The organism is Deltaproteobacteria bacterium, from assembly GCA_009930495.1.
In the GTDB taxonomy this organism is placed as follows: Bacteria; Desulfobacterota; Desulfovibrionia; order Desulfovibrionales; family Desulfomicrobiaceae; genus Desulfomicrobium.
The window spans coordinates 1-17,984 of record RZYB01000040.1; the positions used below are offsets into that span (position 1 = coordinate 1).

At 58.7% G+C, this 17,984-nt stretch carries 1 protein-coding gene; it reads left to right on the forward strand.

The window, feature by feature from the left end; genetic code table 11:
• Nucleotides 1-722: 722 nt before the first annotated feature.
• Nucleotides 723-17,984, forward strand: a 17,262-nt coding sequence (locus tag EOL86_05575) for a choice-of-anchor D domain-containing protein (GenBank protein ID NCD25043.1), incomplete at its 3' end; no start/stop codon positions are given.

Here is a 17,984-nt window from a genome sequence, read left to right on the forward strand (position 1 = left end):
TGAACGCATTGCAAGCGAAGTTTTGAGCGGAAATGATTGGAAATCGGCCTCTGAATCGTATTTTGAGCATGTTTTGATGTATGAGGAAGTGCGAAATAATCGTAATTTGGTGTATATGGATCAGGATTTGTTACGTGAAAAGATGAAAAATCGTACCAAACTGACAAATTTTGAGCGGTTGATGTGTCGTTGCCGGTATTTTACGGATGGTCAGGTGCTGGGAAGTAAGGAGTTTGTGGAAGAATTCTTCGCAGAAAACCGGGATTACTTTGGTCCGAAGCGAAAACAGGGGCGACGGCGGGTTAAAGATGGAGTAGGGGATCTTTTTGCTGTGCGTACGCTCCGCACGTCTGCGGAGAGGTAGTTTTTTCCGTATATGTGCATGAAGTGTGAGGGATATTAGTCTGTCCCTTTGCTCCCTTTGCTCTCGGTTCCTTTGCTCTCGCAAATACATCGATGAATCAACTATCCGCCGCGCCCTGCAAGTCATCGACAAAGCCGGCTTGATTGAGATTGAACGTATCGACGGTCAGAAGAGCCGGGTGACGATCCTAATTCAATGAGCGAAATAGTTACAAAACCGATTTACCCGAAGAAAACAAAGGGACAAGCTTTTTATCCCACAAATATTATTCTTTTCTTTTCTTATCGTTGTCTGTATTTTGACTGTTGCGGTGACTTAAAATACCTTAAATACCTTAAATACCGTAGCGGCTTTTTGCATGAACGTGGAGAGAACGATGAGAGAAACAATGCCTTGGAAACGTCTTTTAAAAAGTTCCAACCATTGGAACTTTTTAGTTACACTGATTTTTACCTGTTTCCTCCTCTTTTTGGGTCAGATTCAGGCTGCCACGCTGGGTGGTAGTGAGGTTGAGGGCTCGCTGAAAATTGAGTGCAATAACAGCGGCATGCGCGTGTATGCCTATCTGGACGGGACATGGAAGCAGCAGACGTTTTCCGACAACAAAAGCAGCATGGTGCATTACGAGCAGGGGGGGACGTTTAAGTATACCGCGGGTTATTATCAGGGAACGGCGATGACATGCACCAAGAACGAGAATATCAGTTCGACGGTGAATGAACGCATTTGGACGGGTGGCTCGGTGAAGCTGACGATGCGGACGACATACGTCTCGCCGTCGAAAACCGAGAGTTATGTGTTTGTGGTGGAGAACACCAGCGGCAGTGCGCTGAGCAATGTGAAGCTGTTCCATGGGCAGGATACGTATCTGGGCTATTCGGATGCGGGTGGCGGATTCTGGAACAGTTCGCAGGGCGTGGTGGGGGTGCAGAAGCCGTCGCAGGATAATCCGGACCGGCTGATTTACCAGACGCTGGGCAGCGCGTCGACCAAGCCGAATGATTATGCGAGCGCGAATTACGGAACGGTGGCGGGCCTGGTGGCGCAGGGGGCGTTGAACCAGACGATCGACGCGAATTATTCCACGGATAACGGCTATGCCGTGCAGTGGAATCTGGGATCGCTGTCGCCGGGGCAGTCGGTCACCATCAATGCAGGGGAAACCATGGCGGTGGGCGCATCGCTGGGGGCGACCCTGACCGGTGGCGAGATCGGCACTTCAATGATTGTGACGGGCGTATTGGAAAATGCGGGCGATACGACATCGTCCGGAACGTTGGCCGCGAGCGTGGATTTGGCGGGCTGGACGGCGGTCATCAATGGATCAACGAGCTTTAACCTGAGTCAGGGGCAGTCGATGAATGTGCCGATCACGGTTACGTGTCCGGCGGTGGTTTCGGTGGGGCAGGTGGCGTCCGTTACGCTGTCGGCGACCTCGTCGGAGGAAACGGCATCGGCGGCGGGTTCCTTCCGGGCAGTCTATTACGACGGCGTGGCGCTGGTGACCAATGTGACGGATGACGGTGCGGCATCCATTGCCGAGTTGACCGATTTCGGTGGACGATTGGTCGGCTCCGTGGTGACGCAGCAGTTTACCGTATACAATGGAGGTCCAAGCAACATTACGCTGCTGACCAATGCGCTGACAGGCTCCAGCCAATTCCAGGTGGCGGGGATTCCGGAGACGCTGGCGGTCGGGGAAAGCACGAATTTTACAGTGACATTCGATGTGGCATCCTACGCAACGGAAACGGCTACGCTGACGCTTTACGATCATAAGGCGTGGAGTCCGTTTGTGATGAATCTACGCGGATACGGCTATGTGATCAATCCTGACAACGGTCCGAAGGTAGGCGGCAACACGGTAACGATCACCAACGGCGCGCTGGGCGGCGGCGCGGACATCACGCAGGTAACGGTGGACGGCAGGAACGCGGATATTCTGGATCAGGGCGCGAACTGGGTGACGTTTGTTGTTCCGGCGCAGTCCTCGACGGGCTTGAAGGACATCGCCATCTCGTCCGTTTCCATCGGCACGAAAACGATGCGCGCCTGCTACCAGGTCAATCCGACGCCCTATATTTCTTCGGTGAGCCCGAAGAGTGCGGAAGGCGCGGGGGTCTCCGTGACGATCAAGGGCAGGTATCTGGGCAACGGGAATCTCGCGGACCTGACGAATGTGACGATCTGCGGAATTGCGGCGACGGATTGGGCCTTGAATGGCACGACGCAACTGGTCGTCAAGACCGGCGCGGGAGGCGAGGGCAAGGGAAATGTGATTGTGGATTCCATTTCGCACGGACGCGCCATTTCATACAACAGTTTTGCGTATGGCGGGGCGAAGTTCGGCGTGGTGTGGACGAATACCGGCGCGTCGGCGCTGAGCGGGGGCACGCCCGAGACGAAATACGGCAACGATTTCGGGTACGTCGCGTCGGGGCGCGTCGGCGAGCGGCTGTTTGCGATTACCAACGCGGGCATCATGCCTGTGCAAATCAGCATGGTGGCAACGACCGGGCCGGGCGCGGCGTATTTCAAGGTGGTGGAATGTCCGGCGCAGGTGGCGGCGAATGCCAAAGGCACGCTGCGGGTGGCGTTCAGCTCGGACGTACCGGTGAATGCCGAGGCCACCCTCCTGTTCTATCACAGCAGCAGCAACAGTCCGTTCCGGCTGAACCTGCTGGCGGAAGCGATTACCGTGTCGCCGATGGAAGGACCGTATGCCGGGGGCACCACGATCACGCTGAGCAACATGACCTTCGGCTCCCTGGGCACCGTAGCGGGCATTTCATTCAGAGGCATAAGCGGCGCGATCACGGCGATGGGCACGAACTGGATGCGGATCACGACGCCCAACGTGGGCGTAACAACCGGCTGGCAGGACGGCGCGGTTAGGGACGCCATCCAACACCGCTCGCTGCTCAACTCGTTCTATTTCAACAGCCCGCCGACGCTAAGCAGCGCGACGCCGAACTCCGGTTCCTACACGGGCGGTTATCAGGTTATTATCCGGGGCTTGAACCTGTGCAGCGACGCGGATGATCTGGACTATGTGAAGCTGGCGGGGGTCAACGTGGCATCCATCGTGAGCGCGATGCCGACGCAGGTGATCGTGATTGCGGGCGCGGGCTTTGGCGCGGGACGTATCTCGGAAATCCAATCTAAAAAGTACGGATACGCCTATAAATGGGATATGTTCCGCTACATCGGCGCGTCGAATGTCTATGCATTCAGCACCAATGCCGGCACGGCCAGCGGCGGAAATCCCGTGACGCTCAGCTACGCGGACTTCGGCGGCGGCGTAAATGTGACCAGCGCCTACGTCAACGGGCAGGCCGTGGCCGTGACCGCGCAGGGCTCCAACAGCGTGACGTTCCTGATGCCGCCGGCGGAATGGGCGTTCATGTCCGTCACCAACGTCAGGCTCTACACCGAAGGACACGGGGAAGTCACGTACTCCTGCGGCTACTGGACAAATCTGGGCTATGTCTATCGCGACAAGGCGTTCATCGGACGCCCCGATATCCAGTCGAACGTCTGGCAGGGCATCTGGAAAAATTTGGGGTTTAGCATGACTACATCCCGAGAGGATATTTATGCCATGGCATTCGGGCCGGATGGCAGGCTATATGTTGCCGGCGAGCTTGACATGGATGGATTCTATAGTGATTCGCAAGTGGCCTACTTCGAAAATGGAAGGTGGAACGAAACGGGCATCAAGGCAACTTATGTAACCAGTATGACCCGGCAGGGGGATCATCTCTATGTCGGGGGACTGAACCTCACGAATTATTATGGGCAGGTGGGAAAAAGAGCCCCCATTCTGCGCGGATCCAGGCAGGATTGGACTCCGCTCACCTACACTTCGGTCACGGCCAACACCGAACCGTGGTGCCGTGCGTTGCACCACGACGGCACCAACCTGTACGCCGCGGATTATCACTACTCCTATCCGGGAGCACCGGATGTGTTCCGCTACAACGGCTCAAGCTGGACGGCGCTGGCCGACAACAGCTACACCGCAACCGTCTATGCGCTGGGAACCTATATGGGACGGTTGTACCGCAGCGGCGAGCGGCCCTGGCAGGTGAATCATTATGCCAATCCGGTGCAGTACTGGAGCGGATCGGACTGGCCGGATGCCGGCTGGGTGGATACGAATGATTATGCCGACTCCTACTCCGCGCGCGCCCTCTCCTTTTGCGAGTTCAAAGGGAAATACTATGCGGGGCAGGCGTTTTGTGATCCGTATACCGCGGACAGCGGCAAAATGCAGTTGTTGTATCGTGACGGCACCTCGTATTACCCCGGCTGGCAAAACGTTCCGGGCTTCGTGGGCATGCGTAACATGATGAATAAAGACAACACCGGAACGCGCGCGCTTTGTACCGACGGGCAATACCTGTTCGCGGCGGGTGTTCAAATGTGGTACACGCCGGCACCGCCGGGCAGCAATTATTCGTGCGTGGCCGCGTTCGACGGCACGTCCTGGAGCGCCATCGGCACGCAGGGACTGACTACAAATTATGGTGAGTACGGCCTCAACGCATGGCACATCAATTCGCTGTTCAAAACACCGCGCGGCATTTATGCCGGCGGCTTGTTCCCCCGGATTGGCGTTAACACCAATTTCATGACCGGTGCGACCAACGTCGCCTTCTTTGAGTTCGCCCTGACCAACGGCCTTGCACCCCAGACCGGTCCGGCGGCGGGCGGCACGCAGGTGACGATCCACGGCTTCAACCTGGGCAACGGTTCGGCGGACGATGTCTATCGCGTCACGATCTGCGGCGTGGACGTGGCATCCATCAACAGCGTGTCGTCCACCCAGATCGTGGTGACGACGGCTGTCGGGGCGGGGACGGGTGACGCGATGGTCTATACGTACGATTATGGCATCATCACGGCATCCAATGTGTTCACCTACACCGGTGGTGCCGGGTTGGCGTTGTATGATCTGACCGGCAGCCTGTTCTCGAACGCAAGTCCGGCGGCAACCGAAGCGGGCACCCGTTCGATGCTGGCGGCGGGACAGCGCCTCACGAATACGTTTACCCTGGTCAATCCGGGCGATGTGACGCTGAATATCACGGGTGTGCAGACCAATGGTTCTGGCGCGTCGGCGTTCGAGTGCATCTGGCCGTCGTCGCTGGCGGCGGGTCAGACCGGCACGGTGCAGGTGGTGTTTTCTCCGGCGGTGTCCGGCACATTTACGGCTGCCGTGCAGGTGGCCAACAACAGCACCGCGAACAATCCATTTGTGCTGAATCTGGAATGTGTGGCGGCAGGTCTCTCCACGAACAACGGACCGTACGCGGGCGGCAACACGCTCGTCCTGACCAATCTCGCGGTGGGCACGGTGACGAATGTGCTGGTTGGGAGCGCCGGCGTCTCGCCGGCATCATCCGGCACAAACTGGCTCTCCCTGATCATGCCCTCCGCGACCAACGCGGGTACGGTGGACATCGTGCTGCAAACATCCGACGGTTCATACACCCTGCCGTCGGCCTACACCTACAATCCTGCGGGCTGGATTAACCGGGTGGTTGATGACGGATTTTCCATCGGCGGCCCGGAGCGTATCGACAGCACCACCCAGCATGCGCCGATCAATGTTTATTATAAATCGCGCCATTTTCAGTTTGTCTATACGGCCGACCAACTGGCAGCGGCAGGCATCGAAGGCCCGGCCACCATCTCGGCCCTAGGGTTCAATGTATACCAATCCCCGGCGAGCGCGCTGCCGAATTTCCTGTTCCGCCTCAAGCACACCACCGCAACGAATATGAGCGCCGGTTTTGATTCGAGCGGACTGAGCGTGTGCTACAGCAACGCCAGTTATGCTCCGATTGCTGGCGATTTCGATATGCTGGATTTGACCACGACGTTCGAATGGGATGGCCAGCAGAATATTATCCTCGATTCCGCGTTTTCGCCGGTTGGCACTTCCTCGCAAAGCGGGCGCGCGTATTATTTCTACGCTCCGGACTATGCATACCAGGGGCGCTTTCTGTATGGCACCACGGATCAGTCCTATCTGTTCACCGGCGGCACCGCGTCGTATAACCTTTATCAACTCGGGGTGCGGGCCTCCTTTGGCACGCAAGGCGTTACGCCGAGCATCGGCATCACCACCGGCGGCTACGAAGTGGTCATCAGCGGACGCGATCTGTGCGCGGATGATGTGACCAGCGTGACACTGTGCGGCGTGGAAGCCGCGGAAATCGTCAGCATGAGCGCCACGCAGGTGGTGGTGCGCGCAGGCGCAGCACCGGGCGAGATGTCGGGGGCGGTGACCATTTATTCGACCTCGCACGGGATTTCCACGCTGGCGGATGCTTTCCGTTATGCGGGCGCCTACTCGGTGCTGGGCACGGACGGTTCGCTCATCGCCAGCGGCAGCGAACCCCGCGAAGAGAACGGTACGCTGTTTGATAATGCAGGCGGCGGCGCGGCCATCACCAACGTGTTTGCCATCACCAACAACATCGGCAGCGCGGTCACGATTTCCTCCATGAGCTTCACCGGTGCGCAGGCGAACGTCTTCAGCGTGTCGCCAACGAGCCTGACGCTCGACGTCCATGCGGTGTCCAATTTCGCGGTGGTGTTCCAGCCGCAGTCGGGCGGCAACCCGTCCGCCACGCTGGTGCTCGAAAGCGATTTGGGCCATGCCTCGATGAATGTCGCCGGTACGGCGTGGGCTTTGTCCGCCACGGTCGGCGCGGAAGAGGGCGGACAGGTGGTAACGATTACCAACGGAGCGCAGATGGGCTTTGGCGACATCACGGAGGTGATCGTCGGCGGCATGAGCGTTGTTCCCATTGCGCAGGGCGAAAACTGGGTGCGCATCGCCATGCCGGGTCATGCGGCGGGACTGGTTGACATCGTAGTGATTTCGACGATCCTCGGCGAAACGACGCTGCCCAATGCCTATACCTATGCGCCCGCGCCGGTGATTTACGGGTCGGACTTTGCGTGGGAAGAACTGCCGGGGCTGCCTCAGGCACTTTACCAGCATGCGGCCTTCGTGCTGAACGATCAGCTTTATGTGGCGGGTGGTCTGGATACAGCCTACGAGAGCGTGACCAACGTATATCGCTTCGACGGCTATCGCTGGCATGACGCGCCAAGCCTTCCGGAAGCACGCAGCGCGGGCGCGGGCATCGTGCTGAACGGACTTGCCTATTACATCGGCGGCTCGTTCACGAATACTGCCGTCACGAATGTTTATTCCTTTAACGGCACTAACTGGACGCAGGTTGCCGGATTGCCGGGTGCGGTTACGAAGGGCGTGGCCGGTGTGGTCGACGGAAACATCGTCGTGGCAGGCGGACAGGATGCTTCGGACACCTATCGCACGAATGCCTACCTCTTCGACGGCACGAGCTGGACGCCGACAGCCGGATTGCCAGCCGCCCGCAGTGAACAGGGCGGTGCGGTGCGCAACGGAAAACTTTATGCGTTCGGCGGACGCAATGACGGCAGCGCGGCAACGTTCAATCAGTATAGTTTCAATGGCAGCTCCTGGGTGAACGAACCGGGATTGCCATCCGTGCTGTTCGGCGCAGGCGCGGCCACGCTCAATAACCGCGTGTACGCATTCGGTGGGTCGGACGGCGCGGCGGTCAAAGATTCGGCGTACCGCTACGATGGCATCGGCTGGAGTTCCGCCAGCGTGATGCCGACCAACCTGTATGCTTCGGCGGCCACTTTCTGGCGCGGCGCGGCGTATGTGGCGGGTGGCATGGACACAATCCTTCCACTGCATTCCAATCTCTGGCGCATGACCGACGGCGGTGTCTCGCCCATTAGCGGCTATCCAGCGGGCGGCTATGAAGTGACCCTTCGCGGTACGAACCTGTGCGGCGAAGCGTCGAACGACGTGGAATGGGTTACCCTCTGCGGCACAACCGCCGAAGTGGTCAGCGTATCGTCCACACAGATTGTCGTGGTAGCCGGAGCTTCCAGCTCCGGATTCCAAACCGGCAACGTGGAAATCCGCTCGGCCACCTACGGATTGGTGATCGCATCCAACGGCTTCACCTACCTGCGCGGCGCGATTACCCTGATCGGCACCAATGGCGCGGACATTGCACCCGGGAGCGCGGCCAGCGCAGCCAACGGCACCGACTTCGGCAGCATGATGGTCAGTCAGTCCCGCACCAACATCTTCGGCATCCGCAACACCGGCAACGCACCGCTAACCCTCACCGCCATTGACGGAGCAGGGCAGGGCGGACCATCCTTCACCGTCACCGCCTTCCCGACCAATGAACTGGCGATCGGCGCCACCGGACAAATCACCGTAGTCTGCGCCTCGCAGGGTGGCGATCAGCTTGGCGAACTCATCTTCCGCGACAACGTCGCCATAGACCCCTACGCGCCCGACTTCCTTGGCAACACCGTCAGTGTATACAATGTGAAAAGCTACGGTAGCGGTTCGGGACTGGGGCTTTCAACGACCTCCCTCACGTTCAGCGCCTCCTATGGCGGTTCAGTCCCCGCAGCGCAGACCTTCACTGTCAGCAATACCGGCGGCGACACGCTGGCATTCAGCAACACCATCGCCTATGCATCGTTCGGCGAAAACTGGTTGACGGTCGCGCCGGAAACCGGCTCGCTCAATGCATCGGCGTCGCAGACGATCACCAATGCCGTCAGCCTGACCGGACTGAATGCCGGCACACACACCGCCACCGTCAGCGTCTGGTGCGCCACCGCCACCAACAGCCCGCAGCTTGTACGGGTAAGCCTTGTGGTCGCCCCCATCGCCCAAACCATCACCTGGACGAATCCCGGCACCCAAACCTACACCAACGAAACCCTGCTGGATGCCACCGTCAACAGCGGACTCGCCCCGACTTATACCCTCATCAGCGGGCCGGGAGTCCTCACAAATATGGCCTATAAGACCTATCTGAACTATACCTCGACCGGTACCGTCGTGGTGGCCGCATCGCAGGTCGGCAATCTTAACTACAATGCCGCACCCCCTGTCACCCAAAGCTGGGATGTCATCCGCGCTCCCGGCCAGATCACGCTCACCAACCTCACACAGGGCTATACCGGCGGCGCCATCACCGTGGATGTGATCACCAGCCCGATCGGCCTGTCGCACACGATCACCTACGACGGACTCAGCGCAGGTCCCACCAACGTGGGCTCCTATGAAGTCGTCGCCACCATCACCGACGCGCTGATCTACGGCTCGACCACCGGCACCCTGGAAATCACCAAAGGCTCGCAAACCATCACCTTCCCGCAAATCGCCGCGCAAAAAACCAACGCCACCGTCGGCATCTCCGCTACCGGCGGCGCGTCTGGCAATCCGGTGACCTTCGCTGTTGGCTCCGGACCCGGAACGCTTGATACCACCAACCTCACCTTCACCGGCATCGGCGATGTGCTGGTGGTGGCTTCGCAGACCGGCAGTGCAAACTACAACGCCGCACCCGATGTCACCAACACCGTGCGCGTCTTCAGCGTCACCCCCGACAACGGCCCGCTCGCGGGCGGCAACACCGTCACCATCACCAACGGCCATTTCGGGACGATCACGAACGCCATCGTGGGAGCGCCGAGCGTCGGCTCGGCATCTATAGAAGATTCTGGCTCCTCCTACGTAACCCTCACCATGCCCCCCGCCACCAACGCCAACCTCACCGACATCACCCTGCAAACCGTGGAATACGGCGACATTCTCCTCGCGAACGCCTACACCTACAACCCGCAGGGCCGCATCGAACAGGCGGATTATGAAGAATACCGCATCGAATTCCGATCAACGATCAGTTCTGCTTATCCTGCCTATACCTCGCCCGACGGCACCTACACCTGGACGCAGATCGCGAGGGACAACGACTGGAAAGAACTGCAAACCACGAATGGAACCGCCGCCGGTGTGTACCTCAAGCCATTTGGTTACTCGTCGGGTACAACGAGCGGTTGGGGTCCACAGGGTTACGACTGGATTGCCGAGGGGGCAGCGGATACATTTGTTTATGTTAATAGTTCCAGTCTGAATACGAATTACGTGGTAATTACCAATCTGCAGGGCAGTAGCTACCGGGTCGATGTGGTGAATGCCTATAGTTCAAGCAGCTATCCGAACAGCGACACCCTGCATGCGGGAATTTATCAGCCCGGGATCCCTGCGGACAACGCCAATTACGGCAACTGGCCCTCTGGTGGGAACACCAATGCCGGCAAAGATATCAATGTGATGGATGTCTACAATTCGCAAAGCAACTACGTGACTTGGGCTGATGCGACACCCTCTAACGGCGCTCTCTCCGTGGTGTTGTTTAAGTCCCAAGCCCTTGGCAACATGCTCAACTGCATGCGCATCAGCGGCTACAGCGGCACACCCCCCGCAATGCCATCCTCCGGCTCCTGGACGGGCGGCTATCCGGTGGTTATTGCCGGTGAAAATATCAACGACGGTTCCGACATCACCAACGTGACCCTTTGCGGCGTGCAGGCGACCATCGTCAGCCAGGACGTCGACCACGTATGGGTGACGGCAGGAAGCAGCACCAACATCGGCACCGGCGACATCGTGGTGCAGTCCACCAGCTACGGCACCACCGTCGGCAGCAATGTGTTCACCTACACCGGCGCGGGCATTCTGGTGAGCAGTCCGCCGTTCACCTCAATTCCGTTTGGAAGCATTGTCACTAATATGCTGACCGTCACTAATGCCGGCACGGAAGCGCTGGTGATTGCGTCCGCCACCAACAGCGGCGCGGGCGCGGCGCATTTCGACGTGTCGGCGCTGACCGGACTGACGGTTGACCCCGGCACTGCCAGTAATGTGCCCGTGGTCTTTACCGCCTCGGAAATCGGCACCTTTAATCCGATCTGCCACACCGAAAACAACAGCCCGGTTCCCAACTACTATTTCGGGCTTTATGGACAGGTCTATCAGACCAGCACCAACACCGGCCCGTGGTCGGGCGGCAACACCATCATCCTGACCAACGGTCTGATCGGCAGCGGCAGCGATATCACCAACATCACCATCGGCGGCTATGCCGCGACCGTCGGATCACAAGGCGCAAACTGGGTGGAAATCACCTTGGGAACCGCCTCAACCAACGGCGGCGCGGGGGATATCGTGATTCAGTCCACCAGTCTGGGCGAGAGTACCTTTGCCAATGCCTATACGTATAACCCGCAGGGGTATATCCCGCCCGGCGGCGTTGTCACGCAGGCGTATGTCATCGGCAGCGGATCGTTGACGAACGTCGTGTCGCCATACACCTCCGCATTTAGCCCGATTTACTTCTATTACTATTCCAGCCACTATCAGTTCCTTTATCAGGCCAGCGATTTCGCTACGGCCGGTCTATCTGGTCCGGCTCGTATTGTAGCACTTGGCTTTGATGTGGTTTCCTCGACACAGAGCAAAGCGCTGCCAAGCTTCCTGGTGCGCATGAAACATTCCGATGTGGTGAATATGTCGGGCGGCATGGAGGGTACAGACTTGACGGTTTGCTACAGCAATGCCGGTTATGTGGCAACGGCCGGCGGATTCGACATGCTTACGTTCGATACGCCGTTCGAATGGGACGGCTCCAGCAACATCATCGTGGATACTGCCTTTGCCAAGGCTACCAACTATTGCCTTTGTGGACAAACGACCTACGACGCCATTGATTCGCGCGGTTTCGCCTATCGTATAGACGCCAATGATACGAGCTATATCTTCAATCAGGGCAGCACCATCAGCGTCCTGCCGCGCATCCGCATCCTGACAGAAGAAAACACAACCCCCGTTACACCCTCCAGTGGCTCATGGACGGGCAACTATCCGGTGGTTATCAGCGGCTCAAACCTGGGCAACGGCGACATCACCAACGTCACGCTGTGCGGCATGCAGGCCACCATTGTGAGTCAGACCACCGACCGCGTCTGGATTATGGCCGGAGCATCAAGCTCTGTGATGTCGGGCGACATCGTCATTCAGTCCGTAAGTTACGGAAATACCGTCGCCGCAAACGCCTTCACTTACACGGGGCCGCAACTGACCATCCTCGGAACCAATGGAGCCGTGGTTGAGAGTAGCGTGGACTTCCAGTCCGCGAATGGCACCCTGTTCAGCTCGCTCAAACCAAATGCGTCGTTGACCAATACCTTCAGCATCACCAACAGCGGCACGTCCACGCTGACACTGGACGCAACCGATCTGTCGGCTCAAACTGCCGGAACGCCCTTCACGATCTCGGCATTGCCCGCCACGCTACCAGCAGGAGCCATAAGCAACTTTACAGCGATATTCGCACCAACAACCGTTGGAAATTTCAGTGTGTCGCTTCGCATGACCAACGATGGACCGATCTCGCCTTTCGTGCTAAATCTGGGTGGAGCATGCTATAACATTTCGACCACCACCGGGCCCTATGGCGGAGGAAACACCGTCACGCTGGATAGCACAGGCATCGGCAATGGCACCGACATCACCAACATCATCATGGGCGGTGTCAGCACCACGGATATTACCAGTCAGACCGCGGACTCCGTGACCTTTGTGGTGCCGGATTCGGCGGCATCCGGCGCCCTAGACATCACCGTGCAGTCCCAATCGCAGGGACAAATCACCTTCGTTGGCGTGTACACATTCGACGCGCCAACCACGTTGTATGTGAATGCAGCACAACCGGATAACAGCGGCAGTGGCGCACACTGGACGAGTGCTAAACGCACGATTCAGTCGGCCGTAGACCTGCTGGGCAATGGCGGCCAGGTATGGGTAACCAACGGCATCTATAGCGAAGGTGGAGCAAAAACACCCGGTTACGCGCTGACCAATCGCGTGTGCGTTACCAACGCGACGACCGTACAATCGGTCAATGGGCCAGAGGTCACGGTGATTGAAGGTGCTGCGGGTTCCAATGGCAGCAACGACCTGGATGCCATTCGCGGCGTGTTCCTTGGCGGCGGCGCGACACTGAACGGCTTCACGGTAACCAACGGCTATACGGCCACGACCGGCAACGGCAACTTTGACCAGGCGGGCGGCGGCATCTTCATGATGACCAACTGCGTGGCCTCGAATCTGGTCGTCAGCGGCAATGCAGCGCACAACGATCACGGCGGCGTGGTGTTATACCTCGGCGGCACATTGCTCAACTCGACCATTAGTGGCAACCACTCCAGCGACCGCTCCGGAGGCGTGGGCCTTAACGAAGGCAGCGTGGTCAATGCCTGCGTCATCGAAAATAATTCAGCCGGCAACGAAGTCGGCGGCGCGTACTGCTGGCGCGGCGGTCAAATCAACAACACCCTCATTCGAGGCAACACGGCGGCAGGAAATATGGGGGGCGTCTATTTGTATCAGGGCGGTACACTCAACAACTGCACCCTGACTGGCAATGCGGCTGCAGGCAACGGCGGCGGTGTGTATCTGAGCGACGGCGGTACGCTCAACAACTGCATCGTCTATGCCAATACAGCGACCACCTCGGGGAACGACATCTACAACAGTGGCGGCACGGCCATTCGCAACACCTGCGCCTCCGATGGATTGACCCACGGCGTCGACGGTTGTATCACCAGCGATCCGCTGCTGAACGCCGACGACACCCTTTCGCCCCGTTCCCCCTGCTACAACACCGGCGACAACACGTATGCGCCCACCAATGTGGCATCCACCGATCTCGCCAGACGCGAGCGCATCGCCTGGAACACCGTGGACATGGGCGCCTACGAAGTGCAGTCACGCATGAGCACCCTAACCGGTCCGCTCGCGGGCGGTAACACCATCACGGTCACCAACACCTACGCGTTCGGCAACATCACCAATGTGCTGGTAGGAGCGCCGACCGTCTGGTCGGCAACACTCGAAGCCCACGGCCCCAACTGGTTCACCATCACGCTACCCCCCGCCACCAACGCCGGCCCGGTCTCCCTCACCATCCAAACCTCCGATCACGGCGACTCGACGCTGCAATACGCCTACACCTACAATCCGGCGGGTCAGATTGATCATTTGCAACCCGCCTCCGGTTCCTGGACGGGCGGCTACGACGTGGTCATCAGCGGCACGAACCTGTGCGACGGCAGCGACGTTACCAACGTGACGCTCTGCGGTATCGTGGCATCCGGCATCGCCAGCCAGTCGCCCACGCAGATTGTGGTAGTGGCTGGAGCTTCCAGCTCCGGCGCCCAAACGGGCGACGTGGTGGTATATTCCACCAGCTATGGCGTGACCACCCAATCCAATGCCTTCGAATACCTCAAGGAAACACAAGTTATCACCAACTTTACCCCGGCTAGCGGCGGATTCCTGACCACGAATGTGCTGGGACTGGCTGCACAGCCGTCGAGCGGATTGCAACCATCCTTCGCGTTGGTGTCCGGTCCGGGGTCGCTTTCGGGCAGCACGAACCTGTCGTTTACGGGTGCCGGTACCGTATATGTGCGTGCGTCGCAGGTCGGCGATAACAAGTGGTTCGCCGCCGTGCCCGTCACCAACACCTACACCATAAGTCGTGCCGAACAGGCCGCGCTGACCTTCTCGCCCATCACGCCGCAGAACTACGGCTCCACCAACGGACTTTCCTTGTCAGGCGGTTCGGGAACAGGTGTCGTGTCATTCGCGGTGCAATCCGGCCCCGGCCAGCTTATCGGTGAAACAAACCTGCTGGCTACCGCCGGCACCGGTACGATTACCGTGGTTGCGACAAAATTCGGCGATGCATATTACAACACCATCGCCGCCACCGCCGCAGTGACCTGCATTCCCAAGGCACAATCCATTGATTTTACGGCGATTGCCAATCAGCAGACAACCGGCACTGTGACCCTGGTAGCCAGTGCGTCCAGCGGATTGTCCATGGACTTTGCGGTGGCATCCGGTCCGGCGGTGCTCAATAACCTGACGACGCTTACCTTCACCAACAGCGGCGACGTGGTGGTAACGGCTTCACAGGCTGGCGACAGCGACTGGGCACCGGCAAGCGCCACCAACACCTTCACCGTCAGCAAGGTGCCGGTCACCATCACCATCAGCAACCTCACACAAACGTACGATGGCAGTCCGAAGAGCGTGTTCATCTCGTCCACGCCAGTCGTTTCGCCGATCACGCTCACGTACAACGGCAATGCCGACGCCCCGACCGAACCCGGCGCGTATGCGGTCACCGCCGCTGTCGCCAATGTGCTTTACAGCGGGTTGGAAACCGCCACGCTGACCATTCTTGACGTTCCGCGCATGAAGCTGTTGCGCGGCACCAACGAAATACCGACCAACGCGTCGGCATCGGTGCTGTTTGGTACCGACTTTGGCGCGGTCGCCACCAATGAAGCGGTTTCCCTGCTGCTGAGTATCACCAACAACGGTGCTATGCCGCTGGGTATTTCCGGTGTGGGACTGACCGGAACCGGATCGCCCTGGTTGACCATCAGCAATCTGCCGTCCCGCGTCGAAGTCAACTCGGCAAGTAATTTCCTGGTGAACTGGGCCCCCGGCGCGCTCGGGCCGATGACCATGCAGGTCGTCATCACCAATGACAGCGTGACGCCGCAGTTTGAAGTGAATTTTGCAGGTTCCGGCATCAAACCCGGTGAAATCGGCATCAACGCCGCGCAGCTTTCGTACCAAGCCACCAGGGGTGGCGGCAATCCCTCAGAGCAAACCTATGTGCTGACCAACAAAGGACAGCAGGCGTTCACGTGGACAAATGTGATCAGCTATTCGGCAAACGGCAGCGACTGGCTGACCTTCCGGCCATGGAGCGGCACGCAGGCAACGGATGTCGTCACGGTCGTCACCGGCACGGTCGACATCGCCGGTCTGGATGCCGGAACGTATCGCGCCACCAATGCCATTACGGCCTCTGGCACGCTGAACAGTCCAGTCGAAATGCTCTTCGAACTGACCATCGCAAAAACCGCGCAGACCATCGCCTTTGACAATCCGGGCGGGCAGGTCACCACCAGTACAACGCCGCTCAGTGCCACCGCCTCCAGCGGACTTCCGGTGCGTTTTGAGGTCGTCAGCGGGGCCGCTCTCCTGTCGGATCAGACCAATCTGACGTATCAGTCTCATGGCTCTGTCACCATCGTGGCCACTCAGACAGGCAGTGTGAATTATGCCGCAGCGTCTACCGTCACGCAGACCTTCGACGTGGCTCGAGCACCGCAGTACGCGCTGACCTTTGATCCGACCACGCCGCAGATGTATGCTTCCACGCAGACGCTTTCTGTGGTCGGTGGCAGCGGAACCGGATCCGTGAGTTATGCGGTGCTTTCCGGACCGGGCAGCGTGAATAATGAAACCAATCTGGTGGCGGAATCCGGCACGGGCACGATTCAGGTGCGCGCATTCAAGGCGTCCGATGCCATGTACGAATCCATGGCCGCGACCGCATCTGTCACATGCGTAAAAGCATCGCAAACCGTCACATTCCCGAAACCGGATGATACGACGGTGACCAACACGACAGCCCTTTCGGCCACGGCCTCATCGGGTATGGATGTCACCTTCCGTGTGGTAGCCGGAAGTGCTTCGCTGGATAACGCGACGACTCTGGTGTACAGCGCGGTCGGTTCCGTGACCGTGGCCGCTGATCAGGCCGGCGATAACCGGTATCAACCGGCGTCTACCACCCAGACATTCAATGTGGCAAAAGGCCATGTGGTTGTAACTCTGACCAATCTCACACAAATCTATGACAGTGCAGCCAAAGTGGTTACAGCCATAACTGCGCCTGCCGGGATGACCATACTCATTACGTATAATGGCCATGCCTGGGCACCCACCAATGCCGGGACGTATGCCGTGACAGGAACCGTCAATGAAGCCCTTTATCAGGGACAGGCCACAGGCCTTCTGACCATTCTCACCCGCACGCTAACCGTCACCGGTGCGGTTGCACAGAATAAAACGTATGATCGAACCACGGCAGCCACCATTCAGGGCGGAGGACTCGTCGGTATCCAAGGCAGCGATGCAATAACCCTTGGAAACAAAACAACCGGGACGTTTGCCAGCGCCCATGCCGGATCGAATATCAGTGTGTCCACCTACATGACCATCAGCGGCGCACAGGTGACCAACTATACCCTTACGCAGCCAACGCTCACCGCAAACATTTCCAAGGCCGATCAGACGATTGCCTTCCCGTCCATCACCGACCTGTTCTGGACCAATACGCTGTCCCTCGCCGCCACATCCACAAGTGAACTGGCGGTTGGTTTCGAAGTGGTTAGCGGACCCGTAACCATCACCAATACAACGGCCTATTTCACAGGCATCGGCACAGCATCTGTCCGGGCTGTTCAATCCGGCAATGCCAATTACAATGCCGCCAACCCCGTATCCCACTCTTTCACAGCCCTAGGTCCGCAATTCACCCTACTCGGAACCAATGGAATGGCGATCCCCAGTAGCGCCGACTTCCAGTTGGCGAACGGAACGGACTTCGGCTCCCTAATCATTGGCCTGCAAATCCAGACCAATACCTTCACCCTCACCAACAACGGCACCGCCAACCTCACCATCAGCGAGGTCACAACTAACGGATCCCCGTCCTTCACTCTTCACCCTTCCGCCTTCATCATTCCCCCGTCCTCCGGTGTCGACATTCCCATCACCTTCGACCCGCAAATCGGCGGT